The sequence below is a fragment of the Rothia kristinae genome, from assembly GCF_016028855.1.
Classification (GTDB): Bacteria; Actinomycetota; Actinomycetes; order Actinomycetales; family Micrococcaceae; genus Rothia; species Rothia kristinae.
On record NZ_CP065738.1, the window covers coordinates 1864209 to 1877737 of the forward strand.

The 13529-nt window shown below is 72.4% G+C and carries 10 protein-coding genes; 4 read left to right on the plus strand and 6 right to left on the minus strand.

Annotated features, from left to right (window positions below):
- Window positions 1-56 precede the first annotated feature (56 nt).
- A complete protein-coding gene (lipB, locus tag I6G21_RS08240; protein ID WP_058731666.1) occupies window positions 57-737 on the minus strand; it encodes a lipoyl(octanoyl) transferase LipB in 681 nt (226 codons plus the stop codon).
- A 122-nt stretch (window positions 738-859) separates the two neighbouring features.
- Between lipB and I6G21_RS08245 the strand changes: the two genes are divergently transcribed.
- A complete protein-coding gene (locus I6G21_RS08245; RefSeq protein WP_129357593.1) occupies window positions 860-2833 on the plus strand; it encodes a protein kinase in 1974 nt (657 codons plus the stop codon).
- 29 nt (window positions 2834-2862) lie between these two features.
- On the opposite strand, the gene I6G21_RS08250 is transcribed toward I6G21_RS08245, so the two are convergent.
- From I6G21_RS08250 to I6G21_RS08265, 4 genes are all read right to left on the minus strand, one after another.
- Entirely contained in the window at window positions 2863-3216 is a 354-nt protein-coding gene (locus I6G21_RS08250) for a hypothetical protein (RefSeq protein WP_058730683.1), read from the minus strand.
- Between the two features lie 212 nt (window positions 3217-3428).
- The gene (gene sucB, locus I6G21_RS08255; protein ID WP_058730682.1) at window positions 3429-5219 is read right to left on the minus strand and encodes a 2-oxoglutarate dehydrogenase, E2 component, dihydrolipoamide succinyltransferase; all 1791 of its coding nucleotides are present in this window, start codon (window positions 5217-5219) and stop codon (window positions 3429-3431) included.
- A gap of 54 nt (window positions 5220-5273) precedes the next feature.
- On the minus strand, window positions 5274-6647 hold the full coding sequence (gene lpdA / locus I6G21_RS08260; RefSeq protein ID WP_058730681.1) for a dihydrolipoyl dehydrogenase: 1374 nt from the start codon (window positions 6645-6647) through the stop codon (window positions 5274-5276).
- Between the two features lie 220 nt (window positions 6648-6867).
- Window positions 6868-8388, minus strand: coding sequence for a leucyl aminopeptidase (locus I6G21_RS08265; RefSeq protein ID WP_129357592.1), 1521 nt, complete (start codon window positions 8386-8388; stop codon window positions 6868-6870).
- A 345-nt stretch (window positions 8389-8733) separates the two neighbouring features.
- Between I6G21_RS08265 and I6G21_RS08270 the strand changes: the two genes are divergently transcribed.
- The 3 genes from I6G21_RS08270 to I6G21_RS08280 all read left to right on the plus strand — a co-directional run bounded on the left by I6G21_RS08270 (window position 8734) and on the right by I6G21_RS08280 (window position 13139).
- On the plus strand, window positions 8734-9657 hold the full coding sequence (locus I6G21_RS08270; protein ID WP_129357591.1) for a proteasome assembly chaperone family protein: 924 nt from the start codon (window positions 8734-8736) through the stop codon (window positions 9655-9657).
- A 148-nt stretch (window positions 9658-9805) separates the two neighbouring features.
- Window positions 9806-11299 carry a hypothetical protein gene (locus I6G21_RS08275; RefSeq protein WP_061225490.1) on the plus strand — a complete coding sequence of 498 codons (1494 nt, stop codon included), beginning with the start codon at window positions 9806-9808 and terminating at the stop codon, window positions 11297-11299.
- A gap of 241 nt (window positions 11300-11540) precedes the next feature.
- On the plus strand, window positions 11541-13139 hold the full coding sequence (locus I6G21_RS08280; protein ID WP_061225489.1) for an RNA polymerase sigma factor: 1599 nt from the start codon (window positions 11541-11543) through the stop codon (window positions 13137-13139).
- Window positions 13140-13277: 138 nt separating this feature from the next.
- Here I6G21_RS08280 and I6G21_RS08285 read toward each other — a convergent pair whose 3' ends face one another.
- Window positions 13278-13487 carry a DUF7455 domain-containing protein gene (locus I6G21_RS08285; protein ID WP_058730676.1) on the minus strand — a complete coding sequence of 70 codons (210 nt, stop codon included), beginning with the start codon at window positions 13485-13487 and terminating at the stop codon, window positions 13278-13280.
- Window positions 13488-13529: the final 42 nt, after the last annotated feature.

Here is a 13529-nt window from a genome sequence, read left to right on the forward strand (position 1 = left end):
GTGCTCCTCCTGCGGGGGCGGGTGGGCCGCACGGGCCCGACGACGATGGCGGGGCCTCAGGCGGCCGTGGTGGGGCGGGCGGGTTCGAAGGATGCTGCCAGCAGGTCGGCCCGGCGACGCAATGCGTCCTCCACCGTGTCAACGATGTCCTCGGGGGTGATATTCCGCCCGGTGACCCGGCTGATGGTGGTGACCCCGGCGTCGCTGATCCCGCACGGGACGAAGGTGTCGAAGGCATCGAGGCTGTTGCTGCAGTTGATCGCGAAGCCGTGCATCGCGGTGCCGCGGGCCACGCGCAGCCCGATCGCGGCGATCTTCCGGTCCGGGGCGGTGCCCTCGCCGCGGATCCACACCCCGGAGCGGCCCTCCACCTGCTCGCCGTGCACGCCCAGGGAAGCCAGGACCTCGATGATGGCCTCCTCCAGGATCCGGACATAGCGCACCACGTCCAGCGGCTCCGGCAGCTTCACGATGGGGTAGCCGATGAGCATGCCGGGTCCGTGCCAGGTGATCTTGCCGCCGCGGTCGATGGGCACCACCTCGGTGCCGTCGCGCGGATACTCCTCGGGCAGGGCGCGCTTGCCCGCGGTGTAGACCGGGGGGTGCTCCAGCAGCAGCACGGTGTTCTGGCGGCGCCCGGAGGCGACCTCCTCGTGCAGCCGCTCCTGCAGGGCCAGGGCCTGTCGGTAGTCCACGAGGTCCGGGGCGAAGCCGACCCGCCGCATCTCAAGTGCCATGCCGTCCAGCGTACTCCCGGCCCGCACGCGCCCCAACCGGAGTCGAGTCCGGGACCCTGCGATCGGGGGCAGCCTGTGGACAACGCCGTCGTCGGCGGCTTGCGGCCGGTAGAACTGGGCCCATGAGACCCCAGGACTCCGACGCCACCCCCTCCGCCCGACGACTGCGCGCGCTGCTCGACCCCTCCGCCGGCCCCGGCCACCCGGAACCGCCGCCACCGACCCCGCAGGCCCCGGCGGTCCCGCAGGCCTCATCTGCAGCGGCGTCACCCGCACGGGAGTCATCCGGGCCGCGCGGGCCCGTGCTGCCCGAGGTCCAGGCGCCGGGTGCCCCGCCTCCGGAGGACGATCCCGAGCCGGGGGAGTCCGCGGGAAGGGGTGGCGACTACGAGCTGGTCACCCGGCTGCGTCGGGAGGAATCCTCCGTGCTCTGGTACGCCCGGTGCACGGCGGAAGGGGACGACCCCGCCGCACCGGATCCGCGCACCCGCATCGGGGAAGCCGCCGCCGCGCGCGGGCCCGTGCGCGCCCTGGAGCGCGGGTACCTCGACGCCGCCCGACGCCGCCTGGCCCGCGAGCGCATGGTGCGGGTGTACCTCCCTCCGGAGGGCGCAGCGGCCCAGGAGCAGCTGATCCGCAGCGCGACGCGGTGGGCCGAGCAGGTCAGCGCCCGGGCCCCGGGCCTGCGCCACCCGCACCTGCTGCACGTGTACGGCGCCGATGCCGCAGACCCCCTGTCCCCGCTGCTGATCAGCGAGTTCCCGGAGGGAGGCGGGCTCGCGGAGGTCCTCGCGGCCAGGGAGCGGATCAGCCCCGCCGAGTGCGCCGGCGTCGTGGCCCACCTGTGCCGGGCGCTGTCCTGGCTGCACGCCCAGGACCTCGTGCACGGCGGCCTGGACGCGGGGGCGGTGTTCTTCACCCGCAGCTCCCAGACGCTCCTGCGCCCGCCCCTGCCCGATCCGTGGCGGGAGGCCGAGGAAGGTCTCGAGCCTGCGGAGGACGTGTGGGCCCTCGCCGAGCTGGCGTGGCTGATGCTCACCGGCCGGCCGCCGGGGCCCGAGGCCCAGCGGGCGCCGCTGCCCCTGATGTGCCCCGGAATCGGCTCCCAGGTGGTGGCGGTCCTGGAGGAGGCCCTGGACCCGGATCCGCAGCGGCGCCCGCGCGTGCAGGAGATCGTGCAGGTCTTCCGCGGCGCCCTGCAGGCCGAGCCCGTGGATCTGCACGCCTCCGTGCGGGAGGAGTTCGCCGGGCGCCTGCCCCGCCAGCGGGAGGGGCATCCCGGCGGGGCCGGGCCTCGCCGGGCAGGCCCGGGATCGGGCGAGCAGGTCGAGGAGGCGGAGCAGTCCCGGGACCGGCTGGTCTACGACGTCGAGGATCCGGGCACGCGCAAGCTGCGCCGCACCGGGCGATCACGACGTCGCTCGGCCGCGGCGCTGCGCCTGTCGGCCCCGGCCCGGCGTCGGCGCGCCCTGGTGCTCGGCGCCGCGGGGCTGCTGGGTCTGTCCGCGCTCGCCGTCGGAGGCGGCCTGCTGCTGCGCGACGGGCAGGAGCAGGTGCAGCCGCTAGCCCAGGCGAGCGCGGAGACCGCCGATCCCGCGTCGACGGGCGGGGGCTCGGAGGGCGGCTCGGGCGCCTCGGAACACGCGGTGTCCTCCGCCGAGCCGCGGCGATCGGCGGAGGGGGAGTCGCCCGCGGCCGCCGAGGATCCCGCGGCGGCCCTGGGCGGGCTGCTCGCGGCCCGTGACGAAGCGCTGCGCTCCCGGGACGCCGCGCTGCTGGCGCGTTACGCGGTGCCCGACCAGGAGCTGGCCACCCAGGATGCGCAGCTGATCCGGCGGCTGCAGGAGACGGACACGGACTGGTCCGGTCTGCGCTCCACGGTCCAGGACCCCGAGCCGATCTCCCGCAGCGGATCCGAGGCGATCGTGCGCACGACGCTGCGGGTGCAGGGGTATCGGACCCAGGAACCCGCCCAGGCCGGGGAGGGGCGGGCGCGCGGAGACAAAGACGGCGCCGAACCCGATGAGCAGCGGATCGAGGTCCGGCTGCGCGCCGAGTCCGGCGCCTGGCGGATCGAGAGCGTGCGGGTCCTGTGACCGGCCCGCCGGATCCCGGGGGGGGGGCGTCAGTGCAGCAGCGTGGCCACGGCGATGTTGATCAGCGCGAGGCCGCCGACGGCGTGGGCCAGGCCGGTGGACACGGTCTCGCCCCGCTTGTCCTTGCGCTGGCCGATGTAGGCCAGGACGGTGATGACCAGGCCGAGGATCAGCTTGATGCCGATCCAGGTGTAGGAGTGGGAGCTGCCGCCGTGGGCCTCGCTGATGCCCACCATCGCCAGTCCCGTGATCAGCTGCAGCAGGGCGGCGTGGAACTGGCCGGGCAGGACCCGCGGGGTCCGCAGGTGGGCGACCCACAGGCCGAAGACCAGGGCCGCGCCGACGATGTGCAGGAAGAGTAGGAGTGACATGAGCACAGACATGCCTCCAGCATAGGCAGACTCGGACGATCTTGGCGACATGGTGTCACCATGATGTCGTGCGGTTCACGCCCCCAGCTCCCCGGGTCCCGGACCAGTGGAGACGAAGGACGCCGGGCCGGCGACGACGCCGGGTGCCGGTGGAGACGGCGACGGTCCGCCGACCCCGCCGTGGGCGGGAGTCAGCGGGCCGTGGAGTCCGGGATCCGGGAGCCTCAGAGGCCGAGCTCGGCCTCGAACTGCCCCTCCTCGAGGCGCTTCTTCACGGTCGCCAGGAAGCGTCCGGCGTCCGCGCCGTCGACCAGCCGGTGATCGTAGGTCAGCGACAGGTAGCACATGTGGCGGATCGCGATCGAGTCGTTGCCGTCGGCGTCCGTGACGACCATGGGCCGCTTCACGATGGTGCCGGTGCCCAGGATGCCCACCTGCGGCTGGTTGATGATCGGGGTGTCGAACAGGGCCCCGAAGGAGCCGATGTTCGTGATCGTGAACGTGCCGCCGGAGAGCTCATCCGGGCCGATCGAGCCGTCCTTGGTGCGCGCCCCGACGTCGGCGATCTTCTTGGCCAGACCGGCCAGGTTCAGGTCGCCCGCGTTCGGGACCACCGGGACCAGCAGACCCCGCGGGGTGTCCACGGCGAAGGCGAGGTCCTCGGAGGCGTTGTAGGTGATCTCCTTCTTCTCCTCGTCGAAGGAGCCGTTGAGCACCGGGTGCTGCTGCAGCGCCTCGGCCACGGCCTTCGCGAAGAAGGGCAGGAAGGTCAGCTTGGCGCCCTCGCGGGCCTGGAAGTCCGCCTTGGCGCGGTTGCGCAGCATCGCCACCCGGGTCATATCCACCTCGGTGACCTGGGTCAGCTGCGCGGAGACCTCCAGGGACTCCTTCATCCGCTTGGCGATGACCTGGCGGATGCGCGGGGCCTTCTCCGTGGTGCCGCGCTTGGCCGACGGCTTCGGGGCCTGGGGCGGCTTCTCGGCGCGCGGGGCGGCCTGAGCCGGTGCGGAGGCGGGAGCGCTCTGCTCGGCGGAGGCGGGGCCCTGGCTCTTCTTCGCCTCGACCGCGGCCTGCACGTCCTGCTTGCGGATGCGACCGCCGACGCCGGTGCCCTCGATGGTGGACAGGTCGATGCCCTCCTGCTTGGCCAGCTTGCGCACCAGCGGAGTGACGTACGGGGTCCCGGAGGACTGTCCGGCGGCGGGGGTGGCAGCGGCCGGCTCCGGGGCCTTGCTCTGCTGCTTCGCGGAGCGCTGCTCGGCCCGGGCCGCGGAGGACTCCTGCTTCGGCTGCTCGGCCTCCTTCTTCTCCTCCTTCTGCTCGGCCGGGGCCTGCTGCTCGGGGGTGGGCTCCGGCTCGGCGGACCCCGCGGAGGCACCCTGCTCGCCGACCAGGGCGAGGACCTGGCCGACCTCGGCCTCCTCGTCCTCCTGGACCTTGATCTCCAGCAGCGTGCCGGCCACGGGGGAGGGGATCTCGGTGTCGACCTTGTCGGTGGAGACCTCCACCAGCGGCTCGTCCACCTCGACCGTCTCGCCGATCTCCTTGAGCCAGCGGGTCACGGTCCCCTCGGTCACGGACTCGCCCAGAGCCGGGAGGGTGACCTCCTGGGCCTCACCGGAGCCGCTGGAAGCGGAGGACGACTCCTCGTCCTTCTGCTCCTTCTCCTCGGCCGGGGTCTCGGGTTCGGATTCGTTCTCCTGCTGCGCGGAGTCATCAGACTCCTCGGCCGCGGCGGAGTCCTCGGCGGCGTCATCGTCGGAGGAGGAGGCGCCGGAGCCGTCGCCGATCTTCACCAGCGGGGCGCCGACCTCCACCTCCTCGTCCTCCTCCACGAGGATCTCCTCGATGACCCCGGCCACGGGGGAGGGGATCTCGGTGTCGACCTTGTCGGTGGAGACCTCCACCAGCGGCTCGTCGACCTCCACGGAGTCGCCGACGGCCTTGAGCCAGCGGGTCACGGTTCCCTCGGTCACGGATTCGCCGAGTGCGGGCAGTTCTACGGTTTCGGACATCGTCTTCCCGTTTCTCCTAGTGATTTGTGCCTGTGCGCGGGGTGGTGCGGTGGCTCAGCCGTGCAGCGGGTGCCCGGCCAGCATCATGGCCGCCTCGCCGAGGGACTCGTTCTGCGTCGGGTGGGCGTGGATGAGCTTGGCGACGTCTTTGGGGTAGGCCTCCCAGTTCACGATCAGCTGGGCCTCGCCGATCTGCTCGCCCATGCGCCGGCCCACGGCGTGCACGCCGATGATCGGGCCGTCCTTCTCCCGCACGAGCTTGACGATGCCGCCGGTCCCGAGGATCGAGGACTTGCCGTTGCCGGCGAGGTTGTACTCGGAGACCTCGATGTTCTCCTTGCCGAACTTCTCCTCGGCCTTGGGCTGGGTGTAGCCCACCGAGGCGATCTCCGGATCGCAGAAGGTGACCTTGGGGATGTCGATGTCCGCGACGACCACCGGGTTCAGCCCGGCGATCTCCTCGGCCAGGAAGATGCCCTGCTGGAAGCCGCGGTGGGCCAGCTGCAGACCCGGGACGATGTCCCCGGCGGCGTAGATGTTCCCCACGCCGGTGTGCAGGCGCTCGTCGGTGATGACGAAGCCGCGGTCCATCGTGATCCCGGCTTCCTCGTAGCCCATGTCCTTGGTGTTCGGACCGCGGCCCACGGCCACCAGCACGATGTCGGCGTCGAACTCCTTGCCGTCGGCCAGGGTCACCTTGGCGCCGTCGTCGTCCTGCTCGACCTTCTCGAAGAAGGTGCCGAGGTTGGACTTGATGCCGCGCTTCTTGAAGGAGCGCTCCACGACCTTGATGATCGCCGGATCCTCGTTGGGCACCAGGTGCGGCAGGCCCTCGATGATCGTGACGTCCACGCCCATCGAGTTCCACATGGAGGCGAACTCGGAGCCGATCACGCCGCCGCCGAGCACGATCGCGGACTTCGGCAGGTAGTCCAGCTCGAGGGCCTCGGTGGAGGTCATGATCCGACCTCCGATCTCCAGCCCCATGGTCTTGGACACCGAGCCGGAGGCCAGGATGATGTGCTCGCCGGTGTACTCGGTGCCGTCCACCTCGATGGTGCGCTCCCCGGTCAGGCGGCCCCAGCCGTTGATGACGGTGACCCCGCGCATCTTCAGCAGGCCCTGCAGGCCCTTGAACTTGCCGGCGATGATCTTGTCCTTGTAGTCCCGCACGGCGGCCATGTCGATGCCCTCGTAGGAGAGCTTGACGCCGTACTTCTCGGACTCGCGGGCCTCCTCGGCGACCTCCGCGGAGTGCAGGTACGCCTTGGTGGGGATGCAGCCCCAGTGCAGGCAGGTGCCGCCGACCTTGGAGCCCTCGATCAGACCGACGCTGAAGCCGAGCTGGACGGCGCGCAGGGCGGCGGCGTAGCCCGCGCTGCCTCCGCCGAGGATGAGAATGTCGAAAGCTTTGGGCGAATCGGCCACGTGGACGCTCCTCGAGTGTGGATCGGACCTCCATCGGTCCGCGACGTGTGGGTCAGTCACCACCTACCCTATAGTGCCGTCCGGCACCGCTCCACCTGCCGCGCCGCGTCCCGACGAAGCCCGACCCCCGACGGAGTCCGATCCCGGCGGCCCCCGAAACCGGAGGCGCCGCGGGACCGGTCGAGACCGACCCCGCGGCGCCACCGAGGAGGAGAGGGGCTCAGGCCCCCGCGATGCGCTCGGCCAGGGTGACCAGGGTGCGCACGGCCACCCCGGTGCCCTGCTTCGGGGTGAACCCGTACTCCGAGCCCTCGTTGAAGGACGGCCCGGCGATGTCCAGGTGGGCCCACGGGATCTGCTGCCCGTCGACCTCCCCGACGAAGCGCTGCAGGAACAGCCCGGCCGTGAGCATCCCGCCGGCCCGGCCCGCGCCGATGTTCTTCAGATCCGCCACGGGCGACTTCAGCCCGGCGCGCAGCTCCTCCGGCAGGGGCATCGGCCAAAACGGCTCGCCCGCCTCCGCACCGGCCTCGGCGACGGACTCGCGCAGGGACTCCTCGCCCATCACCGCCGCGTACCGCTCGCCCAGGGCCACCACCTGCGCCCCGGTCAGGGTGGCGACGTCGAGCAGGCAGTCCGGGGACTGCTCGGAGGCGTAGGCCAGCCCGTCGGCCATCACCAGGCGACCCTCGGCGTCGGTGTTGAGGACCTCCACCGTGGTGCCCCCGCGCATGACCAGCACGTCCTCCGGGCGGGTCGCCCCGCCGCCGGGCAGGTTCTCGGCCAGGCACAGGTACCCCGTGACCCGCAGGGGAAGGCGCAGCTCCGCCGCGGCGGCCACCGTGTTCAGCACGGCCGCGGCCCCGGCCATGTCCGACTTCATGGTCATCATGCCGGTGCCCGGCTTCAGGGACAGTCCGCCGGAATCGAAGGTGATGCCCTTGCCGACCAGGGCCATGTGCTGCCCGGCGTCCTCGGGACGGTAGTCCACGACCACCAGGCGCGGCGGGCGGTGGGAACCGCGGCCCACGCCGAGGATCCCTCCGAAGCCGCCCTCGGCCAGGGCTTCCTCGTCCAGGACCTCGACCTCGACGTCGTCGATCCCGGCCACCCGCTCCAGGACCCGGCCGGCGAAGGAATCGGGATACAGGTGGTTCGGGGCCTCGTTGACCAGGCGGCGGGTCGAATCCACGGCCTCGCCCAGGATCAGCGCCCGGGTCAGGACCGGCTCGGCCTCCTCGGCCTCCACCTCCGTGAGGATCACGACCTCGCCCACCGGGGTGCGCTGCCGATCCTCCTCGGAGGTCCGGTGCATCGGGTCCACGAAGGCCCCGAAGGCCGCCCCCTCGGCCAGGGCCCCGGCCTCCGCGACGTCGCCCGCCGGCAGGTCCAGGGCCGCGCTGTCCATGCCGTGCAGCTGCCGGATCGCGGAGCCGGCCGCGTAGCGCAGGGCATCCAGGCGCGCCCGGCCCTCCTCGGGCAGCTCGCCCATGCCGACCAGCACCAGCACGTCGGCCCCGGTGGACTCGGCCCCCGGCAGGCGGCGGACCTCATCGCGGGCCCCGGTGATGCCGAGGTCCGCCAGGACGGCCTGCAGACCCTCCGCCGTCTCCTCCGGCAGGTGGTGCGGGGCCAGCCGGGCCCCCTGCCCCGAGGGCAGGACGCCGACGACGAGCGCCCGGACCTCGAGACCGTCGTCGGGGGCCGTGACGGACAGGGCCAGATCGTGGGATTCGGTCATGGAAGCTCTCCTTGCTCGGAAAACGGGGATGCAGTCAGCGCCGCCGCAAGCCGGTGCACTGCGCCGCGGCTCACCCGGAGGCGGGAAATACCGCGGGCGCCGGTACCGTTGCTACAGACACGGGACGTCGAGCCATCCGGCGGCGCCCCGCGGCGCGCACACCACCACCTTAGGCCCTCACCGGGCCGCAGGTGTCGGGCGGATCACCCCGAAAGGCCCTCTTCCGGTGGGCCGGAACGTGTTCCCCGCCCGGACGCGCCGGGATCTGGATCAGGCCGTGTCGCCGCTCATCGGGCCCTCTCACCCGTCGGGCCCGGGGGCACGTGAGGAAGGGGAATCGGCACCATGCACGAATCGCACAAGCTCTACCTGGGTCACGCGGGGCTGCTGGGCGATCCCCGGCTGAAGGGCCTGCCGCTGGTCGTGGCCATGACCGGCTACGCCGAGGCCGGGCAGGCTGCGCGCCAGGTGGGGGAGGAGATCCTGGAGACGCTGGATTCCCAGCAGGTCGCCGAATTCGACGTCGACCGGCTCTACGACTACCGCTCCCGGCGCCCCCGGGTGAAGTTCATCGAGGACCACTTCGAGGACTTGGACCTGCCGGAGCTGTCCCTGCGGGCCGTGACCGACGGGCTCGGACAGCCGTTCCTGCTGTTGTCCGGGCCCGAGCCGGACCTGCTGTGGCAGCGGTTCGCGCAGTCCGTCGTGGAGCTGGCCGAGACCCTCGACGTCTCTCTGGTGGCCTCCGTGTCTTCGATGCCCATGCCCGTGCCGCACACCCGACCGCTGCCGGTGACCGCGCACGGCAACCGGGAGGACCTGATCGCCGGGATCTCCCTGTGGAAGCCGATCGCCGAGCTCGGCGGCTCCGCGGCTCAGATGCTGGAGGTCGTCCTCGGCGAGCGGGGCTTCGACACGATCGGGTACACGGTGAACGTCCCGCAGTACCTCGCCGACGCCGAGCTGCCCCAGGCCGCGCTGATCGCCCTGGAGCACCTGGGGGCCGCGACGCACCTGAACCTTCCCACGGACCGACTGCGGGAATCCGGGCGCGAGGTCGAGCAGCAGATCGACGACCAGGTCAGCGGCTCCCCGGAGGTCCAGGCCATCGTCACCCACCTGGAGCAGCGCTACGACGAGCACGTCGGAGGCTCCGCCCAGCGGTCCCTGCTGGCGCGGGACGAATCCGAGATCCCCGACGCCGACGAGCTGGGCGCGACCATCGAGGCCTTCCTGGCCGAACAGGACGAAGACTCCTCGGAGGACTGAGCCCGAGGCTCTGGTGGCGCCGCAGCGGGGACGGGAGTTTCCCCAGGCGCACGATCTCCGGCGGGATCCGCCCGCCCATCCACAGGGACGCCGGAATCGCGCGGCCTCGCTCGGGGACGGGGTCTGGGCCCTCGGGCACCCTGGGGCCATGACGACATCCCCAGCCTCCGACCTGCCCCTCGACGCCGACCCCGGCACCCCGATCACCCGGGCCCAGGACGTGATCGCCCTGCTGCCCCTGCACTCCGGCCGCTGGCCGCAGGAGTGCCTCGCCCTGATCTTCTTCACCGACCAGCGCCTGGGCCCGTGCCTGACCCTGCCCCTGCCGGATCCCGACGAGGACATCGGCTCCTGGGCCGGGTGCCTGGAGCCCGTGCTGGAGCAGGTGCAGCGCAGCAGCGCCCCCGACGGGATGTTCACCGTGGCCTACACCCACCGCACGGCCCCGCTCGCGCCCGAGGCCCGGCGTCTCCTGGACACCGGGCGGCCTCCCGAGGCCGCCTCCTTCCTCGCCGAGACCGCGGTGCTGCTGGCCAGCATGCACGCGGTGGCCGCCGCGGGACTGCGCGGGGCCCGGCCCCGGGAGCTGCTGGTCATGGACCGGAGCGCAGGGCGCTGGGGGCGGCTGAGCGTGGGCAGCGCCGACGGGGAGTTCGCCCCGCTGCTGGCCCCGCCCGAGCACCGCGTGGGCGAGGCCTGCTGGCTGGTGGACGGCGGCGGGACCCTGGAGGACGTCCTCGCCTCCCCGGTGGCCGTCGCGGCGGCCGTCGGCGGTCATCCGCTGAGCGCCCGGTCCCCGGTCGGCGCGGTGCAGCCGCTGCCGGGCATTCCCGACCTGGAGGCCCTGTGCGGACGGGACCGGGCCCGGGCCTGGCGCGACTCCTTCCGCAGCCGCTGCGCCGAGATCTTCCTGCGCTTGGCTGCCGATCACGATCCCGACACCGGATGCTGGCCGCCGACCCCGCAGGGGCCCCGGCGGGCGCCGGCCCTCGAGGAGCAGCGGCGCCTCGGCGACGCGCTGGATCGCATGGCCCGGCTGTGTCGAGCCCACCGCGTGCGGGCCGAAGAGCAGGGCTGGTCCCCGGACGCCGCCAGCCCCGAGGCCGCAGTCCTGAGCGCGAGTCTGGCCGAGGCCACCGCGCCGGAGGATGCCGCGGCCCTGGGCGCTCGCCTGCCGGGCATCTGCGGGGTGCTCACGATGCTCGCCGCGGCCCAGCTGGGCCCCCGGCACGGCGAGGCCCTGCGGGGGTGGCTGGAGCGGCGCCTGGACACGCTCACCGAGGCCGCGGAGAACCAGCCCGTCTCCGACGCCGACCCGGAGCCCGCGGGTCCGCCGGAAGACGACCCCCTGACGGTCTCCGCCCTGGAGCTGATCTTCGGTCGGGGATCGACCGCACCCGATCCGGACCGGCGCTGCGCCCTGCGCTTCCTGCTGGGGCTGATCGCCGCCGACGGCGAGCAGCCCTGGGCCTCGGGGGCCGAGGTGGGGCTGTCCCTGCTGGCCTGGCAGGAGGGGTGCACCCGGGAGGCCTACCGTCGCCTGGAGGCGGCGCAGGACCCGATCCTGGGGCAGGCCGTGGTGCTGGTGAGCGGACTGCTGGATCGGGGATACCTGCCGGAGTGGCTGTTCCACCGGGACTGACCCCCCGGGCTGCTGCGGCGGGGGGGGAGTCCATTACCCCCGCGGGGTCGCGGCGTCAACAGATCCGTCGGAGAAATCTGCGCCGACGGGAATAAGCGGTGCGGCCCCGGGCGTTGTCACCACCGAACGACCTTGCGGGCCCGGCAGTGGGAATCGTCCTCACGGAGGACGCCGGACTTGACAGGGTCATAGGCGTTTCGGGCGCATCTGACGTCCGACCACCGGGAAGAAAGGCTCTTGAGTGTCTCCTGCTGCCCAGAAGACGACCGCCGAGCGGACCGACTCCGCCGCGGCCACCACGACCACGACGTCCGCCGGCACCACCACGGCCCGGCGTTCGAGCGCGCGCTCCGCGTCCGCGGCGAAGGCCGGCGGAACCAAGACCGCGGCCGCCAAGAGCGGCGCCAAGTCCACCGCCACCAAGGCCGCCGGCAAGACCACCGCGCGCAAGAGCGGGACGAAGACCGCCGGGACCGCTGCGGCAAAGACCGCGGCCGCCAAGACCGCTGAGTCCGGAACCGACGCCGGTCAGACCGCCGCCAAGGCCGGTGCGGGCAAGACCGGCGGGACGAAGACCGGTGCCGCCAAGACCTCCGCGGGCAAGACCACGCGGGCCAAGTCCGCCGCGAAGTCGGGCACCACGGCGAAGTCCGGGACCCGCACCGCCACCGCGAAGAAGACCTCCACCCGCTCGCGCTCGGCCGCTAAGGCCGCCCCGAAGAAGGGTGCGCGCAAGACCAAGGCCGATGAGATCGAGGAGCTGGCCAACAGCGCCGACGTCGAGGACCAGGCCGAGGAGACCGAGGAGGAGGTCGTCGAGGACGAGGACAAGAAGGAGAAGAAGACCGTGGCCGCGCGCGGCAACGGCTTCGTGATCTCCACCTCCGATGACGACGACGAGCCGGCCCTGCGCGTGCAGGCCCCCGGTGCCACCGCGGACCCGGTCAAGGACTACCTCAAGCAGATCGGCAAGGTCTCCCTGCTGAACGCCGAGCAGGAGGTGGACCTGGCGATGCGCATCGAGGCCGGGCTGTACGCCGAGCACAAGATGAAGACCGAGGGGGACACCCTGGACCCGCAGCTGCGCAAGGAGCTGCGCTGGGTCATCCACGACGGCAAGCGGGCCAAGAACCACCTGCTGGAGGCCAACCTGCGCCTGGTGGTCTCCCTGGCCAAGCGCTACACCGGGCGCGGCATGCTCTTCCTGGACCTGATCCAGGAGGGCAACCTGGGCCTGATCCGCGCGGTGGAGAAGTTCGACTACTCCAAGGGCTTCAAATTCTCCACCTACGCCACCTGGTGGATCCGGCAGGCGATCACCCGGGCGATGGCCGACCAGGCCCGCACCATCCGCATCCCCGTGCACATGGTCGAGGTCATCAACAAGCTGGCCCGCGTGCAGCGGCAGATGCTGCAGGACCTCGGCCGCGAGCCCACCCCGGAGGAGCTGGCCAAGGAGCTGGACATGACCCCGGAGAAGGTCGTGGAGGTCCAGAAGTACGGCCGCGAGCCGATCTCCCTGCACACCCCGCTGGGCGAGGACGGGGACTCCGAGTTCGGCGACCTCATCGAGGACTCCGAGGCCGTGGTCCCCGCCGACGCCGTGTCCTTCACCCTGCTGCAGGAGCAGCTGCACTCCGTGCTGGACACCCTCTCCGAGCGGGAGGCCGGCGTGGTGGCCATGCGCTTCGGCATGACCGACGGCCAGCCGAAGACCCTCGATGAGATCGGCAAGGTCTACGGCGTGACCCGCGAGCGGATCCGCCAGATCGAGTCCAAGACCATGTCCAAGCTGCGCCACCCCTCCCGCTCCCAGGTGCTGCGGGACTACCTGGACTGAGCCGGACCCGGGTCGGGGAGGCCCCTGGTGCGGCTCACCGGCCCGCCGGGATCCTCTCGGACCCGCCTCAGAGCGCGAAGAACCCCGCACCGCCGTGTCGGCGATGCGGGGTTCTTCGCGTGGCTGCCCGAGGAGATCTCAGACCGCGGCGGGCGTGGTGAGCCGATCCCGCTCGTCCTGCCAGAGGCTGGCCATCGGGCGCAGCTTGGCCTCGTTGGCGCTGGCGTGGTGGGCGCAGAACAGCAGCTCCCCGCCCGATTCCAGCACGACGCGCACGTAGGCCTGGGCTCCGCAGGAGTCGCAGCGGTCGGTCGCGTCGAGCTGGCGTGCTTCCAGAGTTGCCGTCATGATGGTCCTCCTGACGAGTCGTTCCCGCCCCTGCACCCGCAC

What these genes read in the sequence shown, in the direction of transcription:
- lipB (WP_058731666.1), bottom strand. Translation starts at nt 737, where the DNA reads ATGGCACTTGAGATGCGGCGGGTCGGCTTCGCCCCGGACCTCGTGGAC.
- I6G21_RS08245 (WP_129357593.1), top strand. Translation starts at nt 860, where the DNA reads ATGAGACCCCAGGACTCCGACGCCACCCCCTCCGCCCGACGACTGCGC.
- I6G21_RS08250 (WP_058730683.1), bottom strand. Translation starts at nt 3,216, where the DNA reads ATGTCTGTGCTCATGTCACTCCTACTCTTCCTGCACATCGTCGGCGCG.
- sucB (WP_058730682.1), bottom strand. Translation starts at nt 5,219, where the DNA reads ATGTCCGAAACCGTAGAACTGCCCGCACTCGGCGAATCCGTGACCGAG.
- I6G21_RS08265 (WP_129357592.1), bottom strand. Translation starts at nt 8,388, where the DNA reads ATGACCGAATCCCACGATCTGGCCCTGTCCGTCACGGCCCCCGACGAC.
- I6G21_RS08270 (WP_129357591.1), top strand. Translation starts at nt 8,734, where the DNA reads ATGCACGAATCGCACAAGCTCTACCTGGGTCACGCGGGGCTGCTGGGC.
- I6G21_RS08275 (WP_061225490.1), top strand. Translation starts at nt 9,806, where the DNA reads ATGACGACATCCCCAGCCTCCGACCTGCCCCTCGACGCCGACCCCGGC.
- I6G21_RS08285 (WP_058730676.1), bottom strand. Translation starts at nt 13,487, where the DNA reads ATGACGGCAACTCTGGAAGCACGCCAGCTCGACGCGACCGACCGCTGC.